22 protein-coding genes and 1 pseudogene are annotated in these 24313 nt (G+C 67.2%); 17 read left to right on the forward strand and 6 right to left on the reverse strand.

The window, feature by feature from the left end; translation table 11 throughout:
- Positions 1-14 precede the first annotated feature (14 nt).
- The 8 genes and pseudogenes from OG394_RS04280 to OG394_RS04315 all read left to right on the forward strand — a co-directional run bounded on the left by OG394_RS04280 (position 15) and on the right by OG394_RS04315 (position 8887).
- A complete protein-coding gene (locus tag OG394_RS04280; RefSeq protein ID WP_328993533.1) occupies positions 15-1007 on the forward strand; it encodes an ABC transporter permease in 993 nt (330 codons plus the stop codon).
- Positions 1004-1954 (forward strand): carbohydrate ABC transporter permease, encoded by a 951-nt coding sequence (locus OG394_RS04285; RefSeq protein ID WP_328993535.1) that lies wholly within the window; start codon positions 1004-1006, stop codon positions 1952-1954. The genes OG394_RS04280 and OG394_RS04285 overlap by 4 nt, the downstream gene beginning before the upstream one ends.
- Before the next feature lie 35 nt (positions 1955-1989).
- On the forward strand, positions 1990-3678 hold the full coding sequence (locus OG394_RS04290; RefSeq protein ID WP_328993536.1) for an ABC transporter substrate-binding protein: 1689 nt from the start codon (positions 1990-1992) through the stop codon (positions 3676-3678).
- A 60-nt stretch (positions 3679-3738) separates the two neighbouring features.
- Positions 3739-4830, forward strand: a pseudogene (locus OG394_RS04295) (alpha-L-fucosidase); the annotation flags it as partial.
- Entirely contained in the window at positions 4828-5190 is a 363-nt protein-coding gene (locus OG394_RS04300) for an alpha-L-fucosidase C-terminal domain-containing protein (protein WP_328996797.1), read from the forward strand. The pseudogene OG394_RS04295 and the gene OG394_RS04300, both read left to right, overlap by 3 nt.
- A gap of 430 nt (positions 5191-5620) precedes the next feature.
- Positions 5621-6193, forward strand: a complete 573-nt coding sequence (locus tag OG394_RS04305) for a winged helix-turn-helix domain-containing protein (RefSeq protein WP_328993537.1) — start codon at positions 5621-5623, stop codon at positions 6191-6193.
- Entirely contained in the window at positions 6190-7440 is a 1251-nt protein-coding gene (locus OG394_RS04310) for an MFS transporter (RefSeq protein WP_328993538.1), read from the forward strand. The genes OG394_RS04305 and OG394_RS04310 overlap by 4 nt, the downstream gene beginning before the upstream one ends.
- Before the next feature lie 31 nt (positions 7441-7471).
- A complete protein-coding gene (locus OG394_RS04315) occupies positions 7472-8887 on the forward strand; it encodes a CapA family protein (RefSeq protein ID WP_328993539.1) in 1416 nt (471 codons plus the stop codon).
- Between the two features lie 24 nt (positions 8888-8911).
- Here the strand turns inward: OG394_RS04315 and OG394_RS04320 are convergent, their stop codons facing one another.
- Positions 8912-9919, reverse strand: a complete 1008-nt coding sequence (locus tag OG394_RS04320; protein WP_328993540.1) for a M28 family metallopeptidase — start codon at positions 9917-9919, stop codon at positions 8912-8914.
- Positions 9920-10079: 160 nt separating this feature from the next.
- On the opposite strand from OG394_RS04320, the gene OG394_RS04325 reads away from it, so the two are divergent.
- Complete coding sequence (locus OG394_RS04325; protein ID WP_328993541.1) at positions 10080-10556, forward strand: hypothetical protein; 477 nt, start codon at positions 10080-10082, stop codon at positions 10554-10556.
- A gap of 43 nt (positions 10557-10599) precedes the next feature.
- Here OG394_RS04325 and OG394_RS04330 read toward each other — a convergent pair whose 3' ends face one another.
- From OG394_RS04330 to OG394_RS04340, 3 genes are read right to left on the reverse strand one after another with little or no spacing between them, the layout of a single operon-like run.
- The gene (locus OG394_RS04330) at positions 10600-11406 is read right to left on the reverse strand and encodes an alpha/beta fold hydrolase (RefSeq protein ID WP_328993542.1); all 807 of its coding nucleotides are present in this window, start codon (positions 11404-11406) and stop codon (positions 10600-10602) included.
- A 33-nt stretch (positions 11407-11439) separates the two neighbouring features.
- Complete coding sequence (locus OG394_RS04335; RefSeq protein ID WP_328993543.1) at positions 11440-12099, reverse strand: response regulator transcription factor; 660 nt, start codon at positions 12097-12099, stop codon at positions 11440-11442.
- Positions 12099-13382 (reverse strand): sensor histidine kinase, encoded by a 1284-nt coding sequence (locus tag OG394_RS04340; RefSeq protein ID WP_328993544.1) that lies wholly within the window; start codon positions 13380-13382, stop codon positions 12099-12101. The genes OG394_RS04335 and OG394_RS04340 overlap by 1 nt, the downstream gene beginning before the upstream one ends.
- A gap of 28 nt (positions 13383-13410) precedes the next feature.
- Here OG394_RS04340 and OG394_RS04345 point away from each other — a divergent pair, with 28 nt between their 5' ends.
- On the forward strand, positions 13411-13995 hold the full coding sequence (locus OG394_RS04345; protein ID WP_328993545.1) for a DUF308 domain-containing protein: 585 nt from the start codon (positions 13411-13413) through the stop codon (positions 13993-13995).
- A gap of 44 nt (positions 13996-14039) precedes the next feature.
- Here OG394_RS04345 and OG394_RS04350 read toward each other — a convergent pair whose 3' ends face one another.
- Positions 14040-14639, reverse strand: a complete 600-nt coding sequence (locus OG394_RS04350; RefSeq protein WP_328993546.1) for a hypothetical protein — start codon at positions 14637-14639, stop codon at positions 14040-14042.
- A gap of 75 nt (positions 14640-14714) precedes the next feature.
- Between OG394_RS04350 and OG394_RS04355 the strand changes: the two genes are divergently transcribed.
- Complete coding sequence (locus OG394_RS04355; RefSeq protein ID WP_328993547.1) at positions 14715-15326, forward strand: SMI1/KNR4 family protein; 612 nt, start codon at positions 14715-14717, stop codon at positions 15324-15326.
- A 10-nt stretch (positions 15327-15336) separates the two neighbouring features.
- Here the strand turns inward: OG394_RS04355 and OG394_RS04360 are convergent, their stop codons facing one another.
- The gene (locus OG394_RS04360; RefSeq protein WP_328993549.1) at positions 15337-16224 is read right to left on the reverse strand and encodes a formylglycine-generating enzyme family protein; all 888 of its coding nucleotides are present in this window, start codon (positions 16222-16224) and stop codon (positions 15337-15339) included.
- 181 nt (positions 16225-16405) lie between these two features.
- On the opposite strand from OG394_RS04360, the gene OG394_RS04365 reads away from it, so the two are divergent.
- Genes OG394_RS04365 through OG394_RS04390 form a run of 6 tightly spaced genes read left to right on the forward strand, consistent with a single transcriptional unit; the run spans position 16406 to position 24249 of the window.
- Positions 16406-17653: an ROK family transcriptional regulator gene (locus OG394_RS04365; protein WP_328993550.1), complete on the forward strand. Its 1248-nt coding sequence runs from the start codon at positions 16406-16408 to the stop codon at positions 17651-17653.
- Positions 17637-18479 (forward strand): ABC transporter permease, encoded by an 843-nt coding sequence (locus OG394_RS04370; protein WP_328993551.1) that lies wholly within the window; start codon positions 17637-17639, stop codon positions 18477-18479. The genes OG394_RS04365 and OG394_RS04370 overlap by 17 nt, the downstream gene beginning before the upstream one ends.
- Positions 18476-19288, forward strand: coding sequence for an ABC transporter ATP-binding protein (locus tag OG394_RS04375; protein WP_328993552.1), 813 nt, complete (start codon positions 18476-18478; stop codon positions 19286-19288). Before OG394_RS04370 ends, OG394_RS04375 begins: the two co-directional genes overlap by 4 nt.
- A complete protein-coding gene (locus OG394_RS04380) occupies positions 19289-20290 on the forward strand; it encodes an aliphatic sulfonate ABC transporter substrate-binding protein (RefSeq protein WP_328993553.1) in 1002 nt (333 codons plus the stop codon). It abuts the gene before it with no gap.
- Positions 20287-21792, forward strand: a complete 1506-nt coding sequence (locus OG394_RS04385; RefSeq protein ID WP_328993554.1) for a sulfatase-like hydrolase/transferase — start codon at positions 20287-20289, stop codon at positions 21790-21792. The genes OG394_RS04380 and OG394_RS04385 overlap by 4 nt, the downstream gene beginning before the upstream one ends.
- A 39-nt stretch (positions 21793-21831) precedes the next feature.
- Positions 21832-24249 (forward strand): family 43 glycosylhydrolase, encoded by a 2418-nt coding sequence (locus OG394_RS04390; protein ID WP_328993555.1) that lies wholly within the window; start codon positions 21832-21834, stop codon positions 24247-24249.
- The last annotated feature ends 64 nt before the right edge of the window (positions 24250-24313 follow it).

Genomic DNA, 24313 nt, shown 5'->3' on the forward strand with positions numbered 1-24313 from the left:
GACGAGGAGGTCCCATGGCAACCCTGACAACCATCCGTCCACCGGCCGGTGAACAAGCGACCCGGCCCAAGCGACGACGGCGGCGTGAACGTACCACCCTGACCGGTCTGTGGCGGAGTCTGGTCCGGCACTGGACCCTCTATCTGCTGATGGTCGTGCCGCTGATCTGGTTCGTGGTGTTCAAGTACATCCCGATGTCGAATGCCGTGCTGGCGTTCAAGAACTACAACGTGGTGGCCGGTATCTGGGGCAGCCCGTGGCTCGGTTGGCGCAACTTCGAGATGTTCTTCTCGAACCCGGTGTTCTGGACGCTGCTCAAGAACACGTTCCTGCTGTCCGTCTACACCGTTGCCGCCAGCTTCCCGCTCGCGATCATCCTCGCGCTCGCGCTGAACGAGGTGCGGACCGGGTTGTTCAAGAAGACGGTCCAGCTAGTGACGTACGCGCCGTACTTCATCTCCACCGTGGTGGTCGTCTCGATGACGATCCTGATGCTGTCGCCGCGACTGGGCATCGTCAACGAAGGGCTGGGATTCTTCGGCGTACCGGAGGTGGACTTCCTCGGCAATCCGGACTACTTCCGGCATATCTACGTCTGGTCCGATGTCTGGCAAACGACCGGGTACTCGGCCGTGATCTACCTGGCGGCGCTGGCCGGGATCGACCCGGCTCTGCACGAGGCCGCCAAGGTGGACGGCGCCGGCCGGCTTCGGCGGATCATGCACGTCGACCTGCCCGGCATCATGCCGACGGCGGTGATCATCCTGGTCCTTGCCGTCGGCAACATCATGGCGATCGGGTTCGAAAAGGCGTACCTGTTGCAGAACCCGCTGAATCTCAGTGAGTCCGAGATCATCGCCACCTACGTCTACAAGACCGGTCTGCTGAACGCCGACTTCAGCCTGGCGACCGCGGTCGGTCTGTTCAACTCCGTCATCAACCTGGTCCTGCTGCTGGTGGTCAACATGATCGCCAAGCGCATCACCGGAAACGGACTGTGGTCATGACCGCCGGGAGCGAAACCGCGACGCGTTTGAGCCTGCGGACCGAGCGCCGGGCGGCGCGGGCACGGCGGATCCGGGAATCCCGCACGGACCGGATTTTCATGTTCTGTGTGTACCTGCTGCTGACGGTGTTCCTGGCGATTGTGCTGCTGCCGTTGCTGTACATCGTGGCGAGTTCGTTCAGCAGCCCAGAGGCGGTGTCAGCCGGCCGGGTGCTGTTCTGGCCAGTGGAGTTCTCGCTGCGTGGATACCAAGCGGTGTTCGAGAACCCGCAGATCCTGCAGGGCTACGCGAACTCGTTGTTCTACACGGTGGTCGGCACGATCGTCAGTGTCGTGATGACGATCGCGATCGCGTATCCGATGTCGCGTCGCACGCTGGTCGGCCGGAATCTGGTGATGAGCCTGATCCTGTTCACGATGCTGTTCACCGGCGGGCTGATCCCGACGTACCTGGTGGTCCAGCAGGTCGGATTGCTGGACACCCGGTGGGCGCTCATCGTGCCGCAGGCCATCGGGGTCTGGCAGGTGATCATCGCGCGAACGTACTTCCGCACCGCGATCCCGGACGAACTGGCCGAGGCCGCGCAGCTCGACGGTTGCGGCGACCTGCGGTTCCTGTGGTCGGTGGTGATTCCGCTGGCCAAACCGATGATCGCCGTGGTCGCGCTGATGTACGCGATCATGCAGTGGAACTCGTACTTCGACGCGCTGATCTACCTCAAGAGCCCGGACCTCTTCCCGCTCCAGCTGGTGCTGCGCAACATCCTGATTCTCAACACCTACAGCGGCGGCGCGATCGACGCTTCCGTCGTCCTGCAGCGGCAGCAACTGGCGGATCTGCTCAAGTACTCGCTGATCGTCGTGGCGAGTGTGCCGGTCCTGCTCATCTACCCCTTCGTCGCGCGCTACTTCACCAAGGGAATCCTGATCGGCGCCGTCAAGGGCTGATCCTTCGCACCACCTCTACCCCTGTGAGGGACAACATGACAACTCAGCTCAGGAGAACCAAGTCCGCGGTGGTCGCCGGCGTCAGCGCGCTGGCGCTCGGCCTGGCCGCCTGCAGCGGATCCGGTACGACGGCGGAGAGCAAACCGTTGCCCACCGTGACCGGCAATCCGGCCGTGACACTCGACGTCTTCGCGCCACAGGGCGCCGAGACCAACCTGGCCACGAACGAGTTCACCCAGAAGATGAACAAGAAGTTCAACCTCACCTTCAAGTGGCAGACCAGCACGTTCGACGGCGGCCCGGCCAAGGAGAAGCGGCAGATCTCCCTGGCCAGTGGCGACTACCCGGACCTGTACCTGCTGATCCCGTGGGTCGACCAGTTCACCCCGGCCGAGCTGATGAAGCTGGGCAGCCAGGGTGTCGTCGTACCGCTGAACCAGCTGATCGACCAGTACGCGCCGAACATCAAGAAGGCGCTGGACTCCACGCCCGAGTGGAAGGCGATGGCGACCGCGCCGGACGGCAAGATCTACGGGATGCCGCAGTGGGTCGACTGCTTCCACTGTTCGTACCCGGACAAGCTGTGGATGAACTCGGCGTGGCTGAAGAAGCTGGGCCTCGAGCAGCCGAAGACCACCGAGGACATGCGGAAGGTGCTCCAGGCGTTCAAGACCCAGGACCCGAACGGCAACGGCAAGGCCGACGAGATCGCGCTCAGCGCGAACGTCCGCGACAGCCTCATCCCGTACTTCATGAACGCCTTCATCTACGACCCGCAAGGGCAAAACAACAGCGGCGGCAACAACGCCACACTGGTTCTCAACAACGGCAAGGTCGACGTCCAGGCGAACAAGGACGGCTGGCGCGAAGGCCTGCGGTACATCAACTCGCTCTACAAAGAAGGCCTGATCGACAAAGGCGCCTTCACGCAGAACCCGGACGCGATGCAGCAGCAGGGCAACCACGGCGGCTCGGTCATCGTCGGCGCGGGCACCGTCATGCACTCCGGCATCTTCGTCAACATCGGTTCGGCGGACGGGCGGGACAAGCAGTACGACGCGGTACCGCCGCTGACCGGTCCGAGTGGCGCGAACTACGCCGGCTACGTCTTCCCGAGCTTGCCCGGCGCAACGTTCGTACTGACGTCGAAGGCCACACCGGAGAAGCAGATCCAGGCGATCAAGATGCTCGACTACATCTTCACCGATGAGGGACAGAACAATGGACAGTTCGGCACGGAGGGCAAGGCCTGGACCAAGCCCGGTCCCGGCGATGTGGCGCTCGACAAGTCGCTGAAGCCGAGCTTCAAGCAGATTCCCCTGAAGCCCGGGTCGAAACCGCGGAACAGCGGCTGGGGTCCGCTGGCGCAGTACAACAACACCGCGAAGTACCGCAACTCCGAGGTCATCGACACCGACATCCACTCGCAGGCGGGGTACGAACGCAAGCTGTTCGAGGCCACCAAGCTGTACGCCGGCCACGAAGACAAGGCCCAGATCTACCCGTTCTGGAAGGTGTGGATCGACCCGACCCTCGGCAACGAGGTCGCGACGCTGCAGACCAACATCGAGAACTACATTCAACAGAACGCGCTCCAGTTCGTGACCGGTTCGAAGAACATCGACACCGACTGGGACAGCTACGTCAAGGGTCTCGACGGCCTCGGTCTCAAGCGCTACCTGGAGATCCAGCAGACCGCCTACGACAAGATGCCCAACAAGTAGGTCGACCCTGGACCGGCCGGCGCACGCCGGCCGGTCCACACTCCCAACAACCACGAGGAGCGATCAGTGCCGTTCGACGCAACCTTCGAATCCCTGGCCACGTTCGAATGCCCTGACTGGTTCCGGGACGCGAAGCTCGGTATCTGGTCGCACTGGGGACCGCAGTCAGTGCCACGGTACGGCGACTGGTACGCACGCAACATGTATCGGGAGGGCAGCGATCAGTATCGCTACCACCTCCGGACGTACGGGCACCCCTCGGAGTTCGGCTACAAGGACGTCGTACAGCAGTGGAAGGCCGAACGGTTCGACCCCCACGAGCTGATGGATCGTTTCGTGGCGGCCGGTGCTCGGTACTTCGTGGCGCAGGCCGTGCACCACGACAACTTCTTCAATTACGAGTCGGCCATCCACCGCTGGAACTCGGTGAAGGTGGGTCCGGGCAAGGACATTCTTGCGCTCTGGAAGGCTGCCGCGGACGAGCGCGGGCTGCCGTTCGGAATCACCGAGCATCTCGGCGCCGCGCTCGGATGGATGGCGGTCAACAAGGGCAGCGACAAGGACGGGCCCTTCGCCGGTGTGCCGTACGACGGCAGCGATCCGGCCCACCGGGACTTCTACCTCGACAACAGCCGATACCTGCCAACGCGTGACGTGGACGTGCCGGACCCTTGGTACTGCGACGATCCCGAGTGGCATCGTCACTGGCTCGAGGCGGTGACCGAGATGATCGACCGGTACCAGCCCGATCTCCTCTACTCCGACGGCCCGTTGCCCTTCGGCGACGTCGACTACACACCGGGCCTTGGTGCGGTTGCTCATCTCTACAACATCAGCGCGCGGATCCACGGGACCAACCGTGCCGTTTACCAGCAGAAGGATCGTCGACCCGAAGTGAGCGGGGTCGGCGTGATGGACGTCGAACGAAGCCAGATGCCTGACATTCACCCGGCTCCCTGGCAGACGGACACCTCGGTGGGGGACTGGTTCTACAACGTTCGCGACGTCTACAAGACTTCCGGCCACGTGATCGAGCTGCTGGTCGACATCGTGTCGAAGAACGGCAACCTGCTGCTCAACGTGCCGCAGTTGCCGGACGGGACGCTCGACGCCGAATGCACGCGGCTTCTCGATGACCTCGGCACGTGGATGCGGGTGTGCGGTGACGGCATCTACGGCACGAGACCGTTCCGGGTGTTCGGAGAGGGGGCGTCGAGCGTGATCATCGACGGGTTCACCGAAGACCGCGTGAGGTGGACCCCGTCCGACTTTCGCTTCACCCGCCGGGACAACACGGTCTACGCGTTCCAGCTGGCTTGGCCGAGCGACGGGCGGGCAGTGATTCGCAGCCTCGCGGACCATGAGGCAGTGACCGGCGTCAGGCTGCTCGGCCACGGCCCGGTTCCGTTCGAGCAAGCTCACGGCATCTTGGTCGTCCGGCTCCCCGAGGTCCGCCCGGTTGACGTCGCGAACTGCCTCGCACTCGACCTCCGCGACCTCCGCGAAGGATGACTGTCGGATGAAGTGTATCGGGGACGACAGCCGCTCGATCATGGTCTGGGAGTCGACGGATCTGGTGAACTGGGGGGAGGGCCGGCTCGTGAAGGTCGCACCGCCCGAGGCGGGCAACACCAGGGCACCGGAAGCGGTCTGGGACCCCGAGCAGGAGGTCCACCTCGTTCACTCGCCGTTATGTCCCCTTCGAGACGACCGACCTCGCCGCCGGCGAGTGGATCCCGTCCATGGGGCCACCGCCTGCCCGAAGACCCTGCCACGGCGTCGTACTGCCGGTAACCGCCAAAGAGTACGAGGGGCTCACCAACGCCTGGACCTGAGGCCCGACCGTAGACGAACCAGGTGGCGCCTTCGCCGACTTGCCGACCGACCATACGCTTGCAGAAGTTTCTTTGCATAGATTCTTCTGCAAGCGTATGGTCGGCTCATGAGTCAGGGTGACAAGGTGGTGCGCGAGGGGGAGGAGCTCAAGGCCCTCACCCATCCGCTGCGATTGCGGATGCTGGGCGCGTTGCGGGAGCACGGGCCGGCGACGGCGACCGAACTGGCTCGGCGGTTCGAGACCGACACCGGCGCGACGAGCTACCACCTGCGGAAGCTCGCGCAGTACGGATTCGTCGAGGAGGTCGCTTCGAGCGGTCATCCGAGGGCGCGGCGCTGGCGAGCGGTGCACGTGACGACAAGCTGGAACAACTCCGAGATGGCTGCGACCAGTGCAGGCCGTACGGCGGCCGGTTGGTTGCGCAGGCAGCAGGCGGAGATCCTGGTGTCCAACGTCGACTCGTTCGAGCAGAACCAAACCACGTTGCCCGCGGAGTGGGTGGATGCGGCAGGGATTGGTGACCTGCTGGTCGATCTGACGCCGGCCTCCGTTGAAGAGCTGTGGCAGCGGTTCTACTCACATGTCGACGAGTTGAAGGCCAGAGACGCCGGGAACGCCGACGCGGCCAAGGTCTCCATCGTGGTCAGCGCCTTCCCACAAGCCGGTGAGCGATCGTGACCCCTTCGGGGGCAGCTCGACGCTTTGCGCTGATCAGCTTCCTGAGTTGGCTCCCGACCGGCCTCTTCATTCCAGTGCTGGTTCTCCTGCTGCTGGACAAGGGGGTGAGCCTGACCGCCGTCGCGGCGCTGGGCGTGGTGTACTCCGTCGCCATCATGGTGCTCGAGTTGCCCACCGGCGGGCTCGCCGATGTCGTTGGCCGTCGTCCCATGATCGTCGCGTCGGCGGCGGCAAGTCTGGTCGCTCTGCTCTTGCTCGGCCTGGCCGAATCCATCCTGCTACTCGTTGCCTCGAGCATCCTCCGGGGGATCGGGCGGGCGTTGGGAAGCGGTCCGATCGAGGCCTGGTTCGTGGACACCGTGCAAGCGCGATCCGAGGTGTCCGAAGCTGAGCTGAGCCGTGGATTGTCGTTCGGACTGATGGCTTCGTCAGTGGCGCTGGCGGTCGGAACGTTGGCCGGCGCGCTGATCCCGTTCGCCTTGCACACCAGCCTTGCGGTGCCGGTTCTGATCGCCGCCGCGTGTGATGCGGTGCGGCTCGTCGTGACGATCTTCGCGATGCCCGAGCCGAAGTACGCGCCCACAAGTTTGCGTTCTGTGCTGAGAGGGGTTCCTGCTGCGATCGCGATCGGACTGAGACTCGGTGTACGCAACGCGTTGCTGATCCGGATCCTGGTGACCGGGGCCGGGATGATGGCTGCGCTGGCCGTCATCGAGCTGCTGACCCCGGCTTGGATGGGTGAGTCGGCGGGCTCACCTGATCGGGGAGTGCTTGCCTACGGCATCGTTGCCGCAGTCGGGTTCTCGGCCGACGCAGCGGGTAGCGGACTGAGTATGAGGCTGACGCGCAGACTCGCTTCGGCCAGAGCGGTTTGCCTGGTGGGGCTCTCGGTGAGCGTGTTCTCGCTGGTGTGTCTGGCCGGGGCGACGGCCGTGAGCGGCCTCGGCGGAATCTTCGCGGCGGGCGGAGCGTACCTGCTGATGTTCGTCGGTCTCGGAATCGTCGGCGGCCCGATGGGGCAACTGCTGCACAGCCAGGTGGCCGCCGCCGAGCGGGCGACCGTCCTATCCGTCCAGTCGCTGATCGGGTACCTCGCCGGAGCGGTGGGTGCGGTCGCGGTGGGGCAACTCGCGGTCGTGACCACCATGGCGGTTGCGTTCGGAGTCGCGGCCGTCCTTCTGGCCGTGCCCGGCTGGCTGCTGGTCACCGCACCCACCCGACCCGAGTACCTCCCGGTCGAGGTCTGACGACCAGGCCGTGACGGCCTACCGTGGCGAGATGGAACGTGCCCGGGTATTGCTTGGCTTGCTCGCACTGACCGTCGCGACGGCGGCCTGTACGACGGCGGATCCGGCCGCGGCCCCGACCACCAGCCCGAGCGCGGGTCCGACGACGGCACCGAGCGCGAGCCCGACGGCGGCGCCGAGCGCGAGCCGGACTGGCGGCACCCCGGCGACGCCTCCGGCCGTCGGGCGAGAACCGCTGGTGATCGCCGTCCACGCGAGCCGGGTCCCACCCGCGCTCGACCTCGCCGCTGCCCGGGCCCTGGTCGCCGTACGTCGGACGGCTGACCCCGCGCGGGCCATCCGGACGGTTGAAGCCGATCCGCGCGCGATCGCCGTCGTACCGGCCTCGGCGGTCGGACCGACGGTGCGGGTGGCCACGGTCGCCGGGGTCCACCCGCTACGGGAGCCGGGCCGCTATCCGCTGACCACTCCGGCGACGACCCGCGCGGCTCCACCCGGGCCGGTGCTGACGGTGACGATCGGCGGCGACGTCATGCTCGGCCGCCGGGTCGGGGCCGCCGCCGCGCGTACCGGCGACCCGGTCGCGCCGCTGCGTGCGCTAGGCCCTCGGCTGGCCGCCGCCGACCTCACCGTACTGAACCTGGAGAGCACGATGTCACGCGCCGGAGCTCCCCGGCAGGGGAACGACTCTTTCGCGGCCCCATCCGCGGTCGCCGCCGGGCTGCGGTCACTCGGCGTCGACGTCGTGTCGCTGGCGAACAACCACACCGGCGACTTCGGCACCCGCGCCCTGCTCGACACGGTGACCGGCGCCCGTCGCGCCGGCCTCGCCACCGTGGGTGCCGGCAGCAACTCGACCGAGGCCTGGCGGCCGGTGATCGTCACCCGGGGCGGCGTCCGGTTCGGCTTCATCGCGTTCAACGCGATCGGCGAGACCCCGCGCGCGACCGCCACCGCGCCCGGTTCGGCCGAGGTGCGGATGCCGCCGCGGACCGGGCCGCTGAACAGGGCCGACGTCGCCGCCCTGAGCACCGCCGTCCGGAACCTGCGCCGTGCCGCGGATGTTGTCGTCGTACTGCCGCACTGGGGAGCGCAGTACACCCACCGGCCGCACCCGGCCCAACGCACCGTCGCCAGGGCCGCGCTGGCCGCGGGTGCCGACCTGGTCGCCGGCGGCCACCCGCATTGGGTCCAGGGTATCGATGCCATCGGCAACAAACTGGTCGTGCACTCGCTCGGCAACCTGGTGTTCGACATGGACTTCGCCGTCCAGACTCAGCGCGGCATGCTGCTGGAGCTGACCTACTGGGGGTCGGTGCTGAAGGCGGCCGAGCTGGTGCCCTACCGGATCGGCCCGGACTTCGCGCCGCGGGTGGTCACCGGCACGACCGCGACGGCGATCCTGGCGCCGGTCTGGGCGAACAGCACCGGCGCGTTCAGCCCCTGATCCAGGCGGGCCACACCGGCGCGTTCAGGCTCTGATCCAGGCGAGCAGCAGCCGGCCGGTGCGGTCGAGCTGTGCCCGGCTCACCACCGGCGGAAGGTCCCGGGCGCTGTGATATTCGGCGTACGGCGTGCTTCCGAGCCGTACGCCGGACAGCCCGGTGCGGGCGAACGACCAGTGGTCGCTGGATCGGTTCGCACACCGGCGGGTGCCGGCCCCGGCCCGTGCCGCCGCCGCGACCAGCTCCGCCTGCAAACGCCGGTCGGCGGACCGAGCCGTGCACACCGGTACGACCGACCCGACCCCGACCCGGTCGAGCGACACCATGCCGCGCAGCGCCGTACGGGCCGCGGCCGGCAGCGAGGCGACGTACGCCCGGGAGCCGTAGTGGTGGCGCGCATCGCCGGCACCGCGCGGCTCCTCGGCGCCGAAGGCGACGAGCACCAGCGGCAGCCGCGGCCGGGCGCCACCCGACGGGGCGAAGGCCCGCGCGACCTCAAGCAGGACAGCGATCCCGGACGCGTTGTCCTCCGCCCCGGGCGCCTGCGGCACGGTGTCCAGGTGCGCGCCCACCAGCAGGTACGGCGCGCCGGCGACCACGCCCGGGGTGGTGGCGACAACGTTCCAGGTCTGCCCGGCCGGCACCGGGACACCCCAGGACACACCGGCCGGCACCCGCACCGGCTGGCGCCGTACGTCGTATCCGGCCGCCCGCAGCCGAACCGCGAGCCAGTCAGCCGCCGCCCGGTACCGCGCGCTAGTCGCCTCCCGCGGCCCGATCGTCCCGGCCAACTGGCGCACCGTCGCAACCGCCGCGGCGGAGTCGAACCTCGGCGCGGGCGCAGGCGTCGCCGAGCCGGTCGGCCGGGGCGGAGTCGGAGTAGGACGAATCGAACTCGCCGTCGCGCCCGACGGCACCGCCGACCTGACCGACCGCGATGCCGGCGACTCCTGACCGGCGCCCGTCTCGGCGCCGCCGGTACAGGAACCGGCGGTGCTCAGGGCGATCACGGCTGCGGCCAAGGCAATGCGCACGACGCCATGATCGCTCGTCTGCGGTTCGGCGACCACGGCCGACGCGATCCAAAGCTTTCCCGAAGCTTCTCCGAAGCCTGCGCTGCGAGCATCTCCACTGTTAGGCAAGAGCTTGCGGCGCATACGTCGTCGCGCATTCGTCTTACCCGAAGGAGAGATCATGCTCAGTAGACGAATCTGGGCCGGGCTGACCGTGCTGGCCCTGCCCCTTACCCTGCTGGTAGCCCCGGCCGCGAATGCCTCCGTGGCCCGCAGTTTCGACCTTCGGAGCGAATGGGGATCGGAGCCGCACAACGGCCAGGCCCATGCCTGGGGAACCTTGACCTGGCACAACACCACCAAGGTCGTCGTCACTGGACGGATCAACGACATCTGCCCGGGCGACAACTACGGCGCCTACATCGAGTACAGGGCGTACTACATGAATGGCGGCTACGCCACGGAGTTTGGAGCCGCGTACGACGCCGGCGGATGCAGGGACGAGGGCGGGGACGGGAAAGCTTTCGAACCGATCGAAATCGCCGTCTCGCCGCGGTGGATCAAGTATCTGCATTTATGCGTCGTGGAGTTCGACAGGCAAACCCAGGACTATGGGAACACCGACTGCGAGAACTACTACAACCCGTACACCTCATAACGGGCAGGTAGTTGTGGGCAAGTCCCGGCAGGAGGAGCGCCCGTCAGGGTGCGGCTAGGAAGTCGGTCACCAGTGGGCTCGCGACGGCCTGGAACTCGTGGAAGTACGCGTGCCGGGCGCCCTGGATCAGCTCCGCGCGGGCGTCGGGGATGCGGTCGGCCAGCAGTCGAGCGTTCGCCGCCGGGCTGAAGACGTCGTCGGTGCCGTGCAGGACCAGCGTCGGCGCCTTGATCGACGGCAGCTCCGCCCACGCCTCATGGCTGTTGCTTGCGACCAGGTGCCGGCCCTTCGCGTATGCCGGCATCGCGGTGTCGCCGAGTACCGGGTACGGCCCGGGGTGCCGCCGTCGCCACTGTGGCGTGTACATCAGGTCAGCCAGTACGTCGTCCCGTGCAGCCTGGTCGGGATTGGCGAGGGCTCGGCGGATCTCCTGGCTGCGCTCGAAGCCGTGCGCCTTACCCGGCGACGTACAGCCGAGCACGAGCGCGCGGACGCGGTCCGGGTACAGCACGGCAACCCACTGCGCGACCCGGCCGCCCATCGACGTGCCGTAGACGTCCACCTGGCGAAGTCCAAGGTGGTCCAGGACGGCGACCACGTCCGCGGCGAAGCCGGGCGTCGAGTAGGGCTCGTCCGGCTTGTCGCTTGCGCCACTGCCGCGGTAGTCGATGGTGATCGTTCGACGAGCGAAGTCGTCACGGACCGGGTCCCACCAATGGTGGCTGTTCGACTGCCCGGCGAGGAGGAGCAGCGGCGGTTGGTTGCCTTCGGCACCTTCCAGTTGGCAGGCGATCCGCGCCCCATCCGGAGCGGTGGCGAAAGAGTCGGGTGACGATGATGGCGCTGGCACGACACCAGTCTGCCCTGCCATCGATCAATCGTTTCAGGGGTAGAGACCGGCTAGGAAGGTGAACGAGACAAGTTGTGCTCGATCTCGTGCGCCTACCTTTGTCATGGCTCGCACGGCATGGGTCTTAACGGTGAACGGTGATACGAACATCTGGGCCGCGATCTCGTCGTTGGCGAGTCCGCTGGCGATGAGGACGACGACCTCCCTTTCCCGCGGGGTCAGGGCGCGGAAGCGATGAAGCAGTTCCTGATCGGCGACCGCGGCCGGCCTGTCCGTCATGTGGCCGATGAGCGCAGCGGTCGCCGCTGCGGAGAGCGCCCCGCCACCGGTGACCACCTCGGCGATCCCGGCGACGAGTTCACCAGGGCTGACGGTCTTGCTCAGGAAGCCGTTGGCGCCGGCGCGGAGGGCCGCAAGAACAATCTCGTCCTGGTCGAAAGTGGTCAGCACGATCACCCGTACTTGCTCGGCCGGGTACTCGCTCCGGATCCGGCGGGTCGCCTCGACGCCGTCGATACCGGGCATCCTGATGTCCATCAGGACCAGGTCGACCGGGTGCTCGCGCAAGAAGGGGACGACCTGGAGTCCATCCGAAAGGTCTGCCACCACGACGAGGCTGGGGTCGAGCAGGAGCATCCCCCGAATGCCGGCCCTCATGTCGTCCTGGTCGTCGACGATCAGTACTCGCGTCATCAGCCGACGGCTCCCAGAGGGCTGAAGTCCGCACTGACGCGGAAGCGCCCGTCGGCGTTGTCGATCGTCAGCCGCCCACCGGAGGACTCGACGCGCTCACGCATCCCCACCAGCCCGAGCCGGCTGCCCGAGTTGGAACCGCGCGGCGAATGACCGATGCGGTTCTCCACGGTGACGCAGATCCTGCCCTCGCGCTCGCGTACCTCCACCGTCGCCGTCCCGTCTCCGTGCCGGTGGGCATTCGTGAGTGCTTCTTGTACGACCCGGTAGACCGTCACGCCGACGCTGGGCTCCACGAAATCGGCGGGGACATCGAGCGAGGGTTGCACATCGAGGCCGATACTCCTGAACGAGGCGATCAGTCCTTCCAAGCCGCTGAGAGCCGGCGTGGGCCGGAGCGCCTCGTCGCCGGAGATGTCGTCTCCGCGGCGGAGGAGCGCGAGGATCCGTTGCGTCTCGACGACCACGGTGCGGGCGCTGGACCTGGCTGAGACGAGGGCCTGCCGGGACGACTCGGCGCCCTGAGGCAGCCCTATCTCCGCCACACCGAGGTGCACGCTGAGCATCGCGACCTGATGGCCCATGACGTCGTGCAGGTCACGGGCGATGCGGAGTCGTTCTTCGGTCACTCGTCGGGTGGCCTCGATCTCGCGGGTGGCGATGGCACTTTGAGCCCGTTCCTCCAGGGTCCACCAGTGGTCTCGGTAGATGCGGAGCGCGGCCCCTGTCGCACCGCCTGCGATGGCCGAGAAGAGGGCGGCGGTTCCGACGATCGCCCCGCCCCGAAATCCTCCCACCGTCATGAATGCGCCCAGGAAGGACGCCGCCACGATCGTGGTTCCGGCCAGCGGATGCTTTCCCCGGAAGGTGACCGAGAACAGCACGAGCACCGCCATCATCCACAGCGACAGGGGGTCGTCGCCCACCGCCGTGACGACGAAGGCGGTTGCGCTGGTCACGACCAGCCCTGCCCACGGCTTCCACCATGAGAGGGCGACGCCGCCGCCTGCGAGCAAGACGGAGAAAGCTGTCGGCCAGTCAGACCCGCGCAGTATCACCGCCACGACCTGGCCGGTGAAGACGAGCCCGGCCACTGCATAGGCCACGAGGTTCACCAGGTCGGGACGGCGGATCCACAGGGGTACGGCGGCCTCGTCGTCCTTGCTCTGCGCCTTGACCATGACCTGATTCTCGTTCACGCGCGTTGCGGCCAAGTACTTCGTTCGAAGTACACGGTCCTGCTCGAGAACGCCGAGACTCGTCAGCGAGACGAACCGCCTCACACCATCACGATCCACGCAGGGACACTCGATGACTCAGACCACCGCACCTTCGACCACGACGTCGGCCTCCGAGCTCCGATCCGTCTACCTGATCCGAACCGTCTTCTCCCTGATCTGGGTGGCGCTCGTCTTCACGACCTCCACCTCACTCGTGTCGACGGACAAGCCCACGGTGATCGCGGCAGTGCTGCTCACCATCTACCCCCTGTGGGACGCCATCGCCACGCTTATCGAGCGAAGGATGGCCGGCGTCGCCGCTACGAACCGCGTCGGTGCAGTCAACGTTGCCCTTGGCCTTGCCGCGGCCGTCGGGATGCTTGTCGCAGCCTTCTCCACCGTTGGCAAGACACTTCTCGTCTTCGGCGTCTGGGCCCTGTTCTCCGGAGCAATCCAGCTCGTGGTGGCGGTCCGGCGCCGACACGTCGTCGGCGCCCAGTGGCCCATGATCATCAGCGGCGGACTATCCGTCCTCGCCGGCGTCACCTTCGCCGGGATGTCCACCTCAGCGACGAGCGGCCTATCCACTGTCGCGGGTTACTCCGCCTTCGGCGCTTTCTGGTTTCTCGTGTCCGCCATCGCACTGACAGTTCGGAGTCGCCGCTCGACACATTGAACTCGTCACCACACGGGGCGCGCCCCGTGTGGTGACGTCGGCGATCATTCGCAGGTGTCGCAGATTCCGTTGGCTGGAGTCTGCAGGTTGCACAGGGGGCACTTGTTGATCGGGCGTTCGGCGATCGCGGCCTTGCGGGCTCGCGCGCGGGCGGCGCCGAGCTTCGGCGGGATCATCGGGCTGCCACCACCCGCGGGCAGGCCGGCCGCCTCGAAGAGACGGTAGCTGGCGAGGCGCTCGTGGGAGGCGTGTACATCCGGGTCCGGGGGAGTGGTACCGGTTGCGGCACCCACGATCGCGGCGTACCCGTCGAAGACGCTCTCGTCGGGGTTGACGCAAAGAGCCGACAACATCGGCTCACCCAGCCGCAGGCTCTCCGCAGACACCTCGGCGAGCACGCCACCGATCCAGTGCCGGGCCGGCTGCTTGGTGCGGATGCCGGTCAGCTCCTGTACGCCGGTGGCGATGGCCTTTTGCTGCACGACAGCCTGGTACTTCCTGGCCGCGACGAGCAGCATCTCCCGCGCGGCGCCCGCCCACTCGACCCGTGCGGCGGCGACGCCGACATCGGACACATCGCGCCAAGCGCGTTCCTCTACGTCCGGCGGGATCTGGTCTGGTGCGGCGACATCGAAAATGGACACCCGGCAGACCCTAACCGGGTCACCTCCAACCACCGAATCCGCCGCCTTCAGGTCGAGTTTCGCTAGCCTCTGCGCATGGGCGTGGTGACCGAGGCGTGGGCGCGGATCGAGGGCTGGCTTGGGCGGCACGCGCCGGTCAGCGCAGCCGTGCTCGCGCCACCAGCCGACCCGGGTGAGATCGCCGCTGCGCAGGTCACGCTGGGGCTGACTTTTCCAGCCGAGCTGATCGAATCGCTGCGCCGCCACGACGGCTTGCTCAAATGGGCGAACGTCCTTCCCGAGAACCCGCCGCTGTCGGTAGCGGGTATCGTCGAACACCGGCAGATGTGTATGGACGTCGCTGAGGGTTTCGACGGTCTTACCCCAGCCGAACCGGGCGATGAGCCCTGGTGGCACGAGCTGTGGCTGCCATTCGCCGGCGCCGACGGGGACTCGCAGGTGATCGACCTGCGGTCGGGGCCGGGGTACGAGCGGTTGGGCTGGGCAGTGCACGACGGCACCGGTTCCTTCGACGGCGCCTGGCCTACGTTGGGTGCATACCTGACGGATACCGCTGAAGCCCTGGACAACGGCGTTGGGGTGAACGGCTGGTACCCGTACCTGACCGCCTTCGGCGAGCTCTGGTGGAGCACCGCGAACCAAACCGACCTCAACGGCGAGCCACTCCGGCCCGCTCCAACCGCGTAGGCAAGACCCGTCACCAGGCGCAGCGGAAGCCCACGTTCCCGGCTGAACTGGATGGTTCGTTGGAGGAGCGGGCGCCGACGCGATAGCGGTTGCAGTACGACGCGTGGCACAGGTAGGACCCGCCGCGCATGACCCGGTTTTCGCCCGTGTCCCAGTGGTCCGCTGTCCACTCCCAGACGTTGCCGGAAACTTCGTACAGTCCGAATCCGTTCGGCGGATAGCTGCGGACCGGCGCCGTACCCCGGTGGCCGTCCTCGGCGGTGTTCTTGGTGGGGAAGGTTCCCTGCCAGATGTTGCAACGATGTTCGCCGCCCGGGGTGAGCTCGTCGCCCCAGGGGTAGCGCTGCTGCTCCAGTCCGCCACGGGCCGCGCGCTCCCACTCGGCTTCGGTCGGGAGCCGGCTGCCCGCCCAGCGGCAGAAGTTCAGCGCGTCCGTCCAGGACACGTGGACCACAGGGTGATCGGGCCGGCCGGCCAGGTCCGATTGCGGGCCCTCCGGCCTCCGCCAGTCGGCACCGGTCACCCCACACCACCACGGAGTCGCCGCCGGCCGTTGGCTCACCTTGCGGATCTCGGCCGGTAGGAAACCGGCGAAGACGAAGCTCCAGCCGAATCGCTCGGCCTCGGTGACGTACTCCGTGTCCTCGACGAAGGCCGCGAACTGGGCGTTGGTGACCGCAGTGACCCCGATCGAGTAGTCGTCCAGACTGACCGGCCGCACCGGGCCTTCGCCGTCCGCCGGGAATCCATCCGGGTCGGCCGTTCCCATCAGGAAGGTGCCTGCCTCGATCCGGACCTGCGGCAGGTCATCCCCGGCTGAGGCCGATGGAGCGACCTCGGCCTGCGAGCCCGCACTGGACGACGCCCGCGCCGGAGCACAGCAAGCGTGGTCGGCCACCCTTCTCCTCCTCAGGACACCACCGATCGGCTCGCCGAGACCGTTCGGCGCCAGGACGTCGCCGACGTTAGCACTGGAATCAGGCGGTCTTCACGAGCCTTCCGTAGAGCGTCCGCACAAATCGGCAGTTCATTTGTCCGGACCCTTGTCGGAAAAATTGGCCCGCTCCTACAGTGCGGTCATGTCCAGCCCGTACGGCGTCCACGCCCTCGTCCGGCGTACCCATGAAGACCGCGTGCTGCGCGCCCTCCGCGAGGGCGGCGCGATGAGCAGAGGCGAGATCGCCGAGGTGGTCGGTCTGTCGCGGTCGACGATGTCAGAGATCACCGGCAGCCTGCTGCACCGTGGCGCGATCGTGGTCGTGAGCACCGACGCGGGGTACCGCGCGGGCAGCGGGCGGCCGGCCGAGCGACTGGCCCTCGACCCGGGCTCCGGTCAGTTCATGGGCGTTGACTTCGGTCATCGGCGGGTCCACGTCGTGGTGGCTGACGCCTCGCACGAGATCTTGCTGTCGGGCTCGACGCCGTACGAGAACGACACCCCCTGGCCGACCCGGATCGAGCGGGCGTTCACGTTGATCGATCAGCTGAGTACGGAGGCGCGCGTTCACTTCGGCGCTCTCCAGGGCATCGGGATCGGCGTTCCCGGGCCGTACCCGACTCCTCCGACCGCCAGGCCGCGCCTCGCCGGCGACGCCGTGGGGCAGCCGTGGGCCGACGGCGTGGACGCCGCCTTCATCCATCGATTCGACGCTCCGGCGATCGTCGACAACAACACCAGGCTGGCGGCGCTGGCCGAGGCGATCAGCGGTGACCACTGGGTCGAGGACCTGCTGTACGTGCGCCTCGGTGACGGAGTCGGCGGCGGGCTGGTCGTGGGTGGCCGGCTGGTCACCGGCTCGAACGGTCTGGCCGGCGAGTTCGGTCACGTGACCGTGAAACCGGACGGCAAGCAGTGCCGCTGCGGCAAGCTCGGCTGTCTCGAGACTGTTGCCTCCGTTCCGGCCATCCTTGCCACCTGTCAGTCCAGCGGTGTCGCGGTGAGCAGCCTCGACGACCTGCAGGCAGCCGTTCACCGTTCGCATCCGGTCGTCGATCAAGTACTACGGGACGCGGCCGCCGCCGTCGGTGAAGTGGTGGGACGAGCGGCGATGACGTTGAACCCGGCCAGAATCGTGATCGGTGGTGAGATCACCAGGATCGCGCCGGTCATCGTGCAGCAGGCCGCCGCCACGGTCGCGTACGAATTGTTCCCCAGTGGCGTCGCGCGGCCGCCGGTCCGGGCCGCGGAGCTCGGTGAGGACGCCGGCGCTCTCGGCGCACTGGCAGCGCTGTTCCACAACAGCCCATTGCTGGCGGGCTACCCCGAAACCGACGCGTCCGACCGCGCCGATACCTCTGAAGGAATGGCTCATGGCCGTGCTCACTAGAAATCGCGCCGCCTCGGCGCCGTCCGCTCTGCCGCAGGACGGCCCGCCGGCGGCGCCGACCACCATCCGCGGCACGCGGCGGCGCCGGATTCCGCTCGGCGGCTTGAACGTGCTCTCCGTGCTCCTCGGCATCGCTGTCTGGTGGGCCCTCGCAGTCTCGGGTCTCAAACTGCCGACACCGCCGGAGGTGGTCGGCCGGGCAGTGACCTTGATCGGCAACGGCACCCTCGGCGAGGACGTCCTCGCCAGTCTGATCAGGGTCGTGACCGGATTCGCCCTGGGCACCGCCGCGGCTGTCCCGATCGGCTTCCTGATGGGGTGGTACCCCGCGGTGCGGGGCCTGGTCGAACCATGGGTCCAGTTCTTCCGCACGATTCCGCCGCTGGCGATCATTCCGCTCGCCATCGTGCTGATGGGCATCGGCGAGGCGCCCAAGATCTTCGTGATCTTTCTCGCCGCGTTCCTCGCCTGCGTGATCTCGACCTTCCAGGGGGTCGTGAACGTCGACCGGACGCTGATCAACGCGGCACGGGTGCTCGGCGCGAACGACCTCACGATTTTCCTGCGCGTGGTGGTGCCCGCCTCGACGCCGTTCATTCTGGTCGGCATGCGGGTCGGACTGGGCTCCGCCTGGGCAACGCTGGTCGCCGCCGAATTGATCGCGGCGCAGCAGGGCCTGGGGTACCGGATGCAGAACGCCCAGTTGTACTACGACCTGCCGACCATCTTCGTCGGCCTGATTTCGATCGGCATCCTCGGGCTTGTGATGGACCGGCTGCTGCTGATGACCGAGCGCAAGCTCACCGGATGGCAGGAGCGCCGATGACCACCACCGCCAAGATCTCGGTTCAGGGCGTGACGAAGACGTTCCCCCTCGGCCAGGAGACGTTCACCGCGCTCGGAAACGTGTCGCTCGACATCGGCGACAACGAGTTCGTCACCGTCGTCGGTCCGTCCGGCTGCGGCAAGAGCACGTTGATGAACATCCTCGCGGGCCTGGAGGAGCCGACGCACGGCCGGGCCCTGGTCGACGCCGTACCGGTGTCCGGTCCGTCACCCGAGCGGGGCGTGATCTTCCAGCAGTACGCGCTGTTTCCCTGGCTGACGGTGCGCCAGAACGTCGAGTTCGGCCTGCGGACCGCGGGGGTGTCCAGGGCCGAACGGCGAGAGCGAGCGCAGTACTTCATCGACATGGTCGGGTTGCAGCAGTTCGCCGACGCGCTCCCGAAGATGCTGTCCGGCGGCATGCGGCAGCGCTGTGCGATCGCCCGGGCGTACGCCGTCGACCCGTCGATCCTGCTGATGGATGAGCCGTTCGGCGCGCTCGACGCGCTCACCCGGGTCAAGCTCCAGGAACAGCTGCTGGACACGTGGAGCAAGGAACGGCGCACCGTCCTGTTCATCACCCACGACGTGGACGAGGCGGTGTTCCTGGCCAACCGGGTGATCGTGATGGCTGCCCGGCCGGGACGCATCTACGACGTCGTCGAGGTCAACCTGCCCTATCCGAGGTCGGAGGAGTTCCGGCTCAGTCCGGCGTTCGCCGCGCTGCGCAACCGCGTCTGGCGCTCGGTCTACCACCAGGACGGCCCGACCGCTGCCGTCACCGACGGCCTGATCAAAAAGGACCTATAGATGGCTTTCTCACCGACCCGCCGGCGCTTTTTCGCTGCTGTCGCGGGCATCGTATTGATCACCACGGCCGTCGCGTGTGGCGACGACGGCAGCGCGGCCGGCGGCACCGAGGACGTGAACTTCGGTTACATCGGGGACTTCAACGGCACCAGCCTGATCGCCGTCGCCAACGACCAGGAACTGTGGAAGAAGCACGGCCTCAAGGCGAACGCGAAGGTGTTCACCAACGGCCCGCTGCAGATCCAGGCTCTCGGTACCGGCGACCTCGACTTCGGCTATATCGGGCCAGGTGCCATGTGGCTGCCCGCGACGGGGCAGGCCAAGGTCGTGGCCGTGAACACCCTCGGCAATGCCGACCGGGTGATCGCCCAGCCGGGCGTCAACTCGATGGAACAGCTGAAGGGCAAGACCATCGGCGTACCAGAGGGCACCTCCGGCGACATGATCCTCACCCTTGCGCTGCAGAAGGCCGGGATGACGAAGGCCGACGTCAAGGTGGTGCCGATGGACGCGTCGACGATCGTGTCGGCGTTCTCGTCGAAGAAGATCGACGCGGCCGGTTTCTGGTACCCGGCGATCGCCACCATCAAGAAGCAGGTGCCGGAGCTCGCGGAGCTGGCGAAGAACTCCGACTTCGAAGCGCAGGTCTCGTTCCCGACCGCGTTCGTGGCCGGCAACGACGTCGTTGCCAAGGAGCCGGACAAGACCAAGAAGGTGCTCGCGGTGCTGCGGGAGGCGATGCAGTTCCGGTCGGCCAACACCGACAAGACCATTGAGCTGACCGCCGAGATGCTCGGCGTCAGTCCGGACCAGGTCAAGGCCGACGCGGCGAACGTCAAGATTCTCAGCGTCGACGAGCTCGACACGATGACCAAGGACGGCACGATCGTGAAATGGCTGACCGGGATGAACGACTACTTCGTCCAGGCCGGGAAGCTGGAGCAGCCGGTGGATCCGAAGACGTACTACACCGGCGACCTGTTCACGGCGGCCGCCCAGTGACGAAGCCGGCCAACATCCTGTTCCTGATGACCGACCAGCACCGGGCCGACACACTCGGTGCCTATGGCAACAGTCTGGCCGCCACGCCGGTGCTCGACGAACTCGCCCGCACGGGCACCAGGTTCGATCGCTGGTACACGCCGACCGCGATCTGCACACCGGCCCGGGCCAGCCTGCTGACCGGTCAGGCCCCCTTCCGGCACAAGCTGCTGGCCAACCACGAACGCAACGTCGGCTACATCGAAGATCTGGCCGACGGCCAATTCACCTTCTCTGCCGCGCTGCGCGAGAAGGGCTACAACTGTGGGCTGATCGGCAAATGGCACGTCGGGACGCATCGTACGGCCGCCGACTTCGGGTTCGACGGTACGCATCTGCCCGGCTGGCACAATCCAGTCGATCACCCGGACTACCTGGCCTACCTGGCCGAGCACGACCTCCCGCCGTACCGGATCAGTGACCACATCCGGGGCACGCTACCGAACGGCGGACCAGGCAACCTGCTCGCCGCCCGCCTGCATCAACCGGTCGAAGCGACCTTCGAGCACTACCTGGCGACCAGGGCCATCGAGATGCTCGAGCGGTACGCCGCGGACCAGCGCGACGACGGCCCGCCGTTCTTCCTCGCACTGCACTTCTTCGGTCCACACCTGCCCTACATCCTTCCCGACGAGTACTTCGACCTGTTCGACCCGGCGGACATCGAGCTGCCACGTTCGATCGCGGAGACCTTCGAAGGCAAGCCGCCGGTGCAGCGCAACTACAGCGCGCACTGGACGTTCGACACCATGCCGATCGAGGCCACCCGCAAGCTGATCGCCGCCTACTGGGGATATGTCGCGCTCATCGACCGGCAGATCGGCCGGGTGATGGACGCGATGGAGCGACTCGGTCTGGTCGACGACACGGCAGTGTTCTTCACCTGCGATCACGGCGAGTTCACCGGGGCACATCGGCTGCACGACAAGGGGCCGGCGATGTACGAAGACATCTACCGAACCCCGGGTCTGCTCCGGGTCCCCGGCGCGCCCGCGGGCGTGGTGCGGTCGGAGTTCGTCAGTTTGCTCGACTGCACCGCGACCATTCTCGAACTGGCCGGTATCGACCCCAAGCCCGCGATCGACTCACGCAGCCTGCTCCCACTGGTCAGCGGAGGCGAGGCAGAGTGGGACGACGACATCGTCTGCGAGTTCCACGGACACCATTTCCCTTACCCACAACGGATGTTGCGCACCGATCGCTACAAACTGATCGTCAACCCCGACTCCGTCAACGAGCTGTACGACCTGTCGGCCGATCCGGACGAACTGCTGAACGTCTACCGGCTCCCCGAGCTGGCCGAGGTCCGCAACCAGCTGATGCGGCGGCTGTACACCGTGCTGCGTGACCGTGGCGACAACTTCTACCACTGGATGACCTCGATGTACGACGTCGGCGACGTCGCCTACGACCCCACCTTGAGCGGGCTCGACGAGGCCAGCTACCAGGGCGGCGCGCGATGACGGATGCCTCCATTGTCACGACCCAAGGAGATCTCGCGCATGACCAGTCATGAGAACGGCTTTCCCGTTGGCCGGCGGTCCGTCCTGAGCGGTCTGGCCGGTTTGGCCGGAGCGGCGATGCTGCCCTCCGGTGCGGCGTCCGGCGCCCCCGCACCTGGACTCGAGTCGGTGGACCCGGCGTGGGGGCGGCGCTACCCAGCACCCTGGCCCGAGCTCGCGCCGTACGGCCTGGCTGACACCCGGACCGACCTGTGGCCGCGAGAGGACAACTCCTTCGTGCTGCCGCTCGAGCTCCGCCCCCGCGATGAGGAACTTGGGCGGGTGTGGATGCGCGACACCTACGTCAACTGCTTCGTCGTCGACGGCCGGCCGCTGTACGTTGCAACGGGTACGACGCGTGTCCCCGGACTCCCTGCGGCCGGACCGTGGAACGACGGAATCTTCGTTTGGCTCGCGCCATCGCTGCATGGACCGTGGCGGCTCGCCGACACGTCCGGAATCAGGCCCGACGCGGAGAAGGGCAAAGTCTGGTCGTCCGAGTTCGTCGGCGAGAACCGGGCCGGGCGCACCGTGGTCGCACCGTGGCAGGAGTTCTGGTACGACGACCAGTTCGGCAAACGCGGCCAGGTCTGGGCCCCGGAGCTGCACTACTTCCGCGGCACCTGGTACATCGTCGCCTGCATGGGCGACCACTCTCGCAAGGTCGGCTCCTTCCTCCTCATCAGCGAGGGCGGGGTCGAGGGTCCGTACCGCCTTGCCGAGGGCAACGTCGAGAAGCCGTTCGGGGACTCCTTCATCGGCGGGCCGAAGTTCATCGAGCCCGGCGCCTACCACCACATCGACGGGAGCCTCTACACCGAAGGCGACGACGCGTGGCTGGTGCTGCACAACGACCTGTACGCCAGATTCCGCGACGACCTGGAAGACATCGTCCCCACTACCGCCTTGCCCAAGTTCCAGCAGAGCCCGTACTCACCCGAGCCCTATCTTGAGGGGTCGTACGTCTTCAAGCACGGTGGCAAGTACTACCTTTTGCACGCTGCGTGGGACCGCGCCTCGACCAACGCCGACGGCACCACGCGGAACGCCTACGACCCGCCCGGGCCGGGGCGCGTTCAGTACCAGTACGACGCTGTGCTGGCGGTCTCCGATCACTTCGAAGGGCCGTACTCGAAACGGTGGACCGCGGGTGTCGGCGCCGGCCACAACAACCTCTTCGAGGACGCGAGCGGCCAACTGTGGGCGACGTTCTTCCGCAATCCGGCCTTCGGCTATTGGGCCGACCCGGCACGCATCGGCGAGGCGGCGGTGCCGGGCGTCGTACGCCTGGAGTGGACCGGGCCGGCGAGCAACCGCATCTACGTCCAACGACGAGGGCGCCGGATGCAACCGTTGCCCGCGCTCGGTGCGCTCGGGGCCAACTTCAACGAGAATCTGGACCAGCTGAACTATGGCGAGCTGAACTCGGCTCACGCTACCTGGATCCGTGGCTTCTACGCCGTGAACGAGGCCGACGACGTGCCGCCCGAGCAGAGCGCCGGCCTCCGGGTGATCCGCGAGGCACACGAGCGGGGCTTCCGGACCATCCTGAGCTTGAAGTTTCCCAAGACCGACGTCGCCTTTCCACGACCGGGCAGCGCGGAGATGACCGCCGAACTCGGGCGCCTGGACCGCATCCTGCCGCTCGTGCTCGGGACGGCCGACATCGTGACGATCGGCAACGAACCGTTCATCGAAAGCATGCCGAGCCAACGCGACCAGCGGCTGAACGAGTTCTACGAGACCGTGGCGCGCCACGTGATCGCGGCCCGGGCGAACAACAGTCCCGCCCCGTATTCCACCCATCTGTACATGGGAGCGCTGAACCGGCTGGATCTCCCCGAGCAGCGCACTCCCGCCGTCGAGCGCTACCTCGCGTTCGCCCGCAGAACGCCAGCCATCGAGGGCGTGGACCTCCATCCGCACGTGCGCGACGAGGCCCGGATCCAGGACTTCCTCGACTACACGCTGCCGCGCCTTCGGCCCGATCAGACCTTCCTGGTCACCGAGTTCTCCATCGTCTGGCACTGGCAACAGCACCTGACCGATCGGATCCCGGCCGCCTTCGCACGGCATTACGGCTACTCGCCGGACGTCCAGGTGTGGCAGGTCATCGGCGAGGCGATCAAGCAGCCGTTCCCCGCGCAAAAGTGGAACGATCTCCTGTCCCAGAGTCCATGGTTCGAGTCCAGGAAGCACTTGCTGCGCGACGAAATGGCGCGGTTCCGCAGTACGGGCAGGCTCGCCGTCGCGACGTACGGCTTCCGCCAGATCCCATCGATGACGGCCAACTGGAGCGCCACCAAAACACCCTGGCTGCTGAACAGCGTGTTCGCGCCCCTAACAGTGCGACCACGCGCCGACGGCACAGCCACGCCGGGCTACGCCTGGATCAACGACTTCCGCTCGCTGCAGTGACCGTCAGTGCAGGGAATCCCTGAACCTTTGCATTCGCCCTTCCTCCACTTAAGCGCGCGACTTA

The sequence above is a fragment of the Kribbella sp. NBC_01245 genome, assembly GCF_036226525.1.
Lineage (GTDB): Bacteria > Actinomycetota > Actinomycetes > Propionibacteriales > Kribbellaceae > Kribbella.